The organism is Vibrio sp. 1288, from assembly GCF_033344475.1.
Map to the genome: position 1 here is coordinate 1 of NZ_JAWPOX010000176.1, position 998 is coordinate 998.

Consider the following 998-nt stretch of genomic DNA (forward strand, 5'->3'; position numbering starts at 1 on the left):
AGTATAAATATTTCAATAAGGTATATGATGAATAAAAAAGGAATTTGGTATTCATGAGGTATACCCCAACTCTTAAGCTAAGCACGCGGCTGGTGGCTTTTGTCACCATGATCGTTATATGCGCAATGTTTATCTTGTTTGTCGGCGGCACCCTCTCTTTCAAACGACTTGGGCAAGAATATCTTACCCACTACTTGGAAGGGATTGTCGAGGTTGTTGATAAAGAGATGGAAGATCCTGATGCAGCTTATTCTATGCAGCGTTGGATGCCCAAAATGTTGCAAGCAAGCAACATCGTTGAAATGACACTCTCGACAAACAACGCCGTCGTTTATCGGTTCAAAGACACTTCGCATCAAATAGAAGCGTCGGCCTTGTTTGAAACTGAGTACCAGCTGACTCACAATCAAGACTATGTCATCCGCTTTAAAGCCATCCCTCCTTACTTAGGTTACAGCTACTCCATGCAGGCGTTGTGGTCGATCACTCTCGCCGTTATTTTGATCATCTTTTGTTTGATGCGCGGTGTTGCGTGGCTAAAAGAGCAGCTTGCTGGTTCAGAAATGCTGGAAGAGCGAGGAAGAATGATCTTGGCGGGGCGAGTTGAGCAATACGCCAAGGGAGATAAAAAAGAGTGGCCTTACACCGCGAGTGAAGCACTCGATGTGTTGATTGAAGAATTACAGGATGCACGCCAGGAGCGCAGCCGCTTTGATACCTTTATCCGTACTCAAACTTTTCTCGATAAGCTCACTGGAACAGCCAATCGAGTGCTCTTTGATAGCAAGCTGGAATCGGCTCTTTTAGAGAGTGGCGCACGTGGCGCGGTCTTGCTGATTCGTATTCAAGATTGGAAGCTCGTGGAAGAAGAGCAAGATAAGCAAATCACCGACGAGTTTATTGTTGAAGTCGGTAGCTTGTTATCCAATTTAGTGCAGCGTTACCCAGACGTGGTGTTCTCTCGTTATTACGATGCCGATTTTGCACTGTTCTTACCT

1 protein-coding gene is annotated in these 998 nt (G+C 45.5%); it reads left to right on the forward strand.

The features are described 5' to 3' along the window. Window positions 1-53: 53 nt before the first annotated feature. Window positions 54-998 (forward strand): diguanylate cyclase domain-containing protein (locus R8O11_RS25470; RefSeq protein WP_318194642.1); only part of this gene is annotated, 945 nt, incomplete at its 3' end.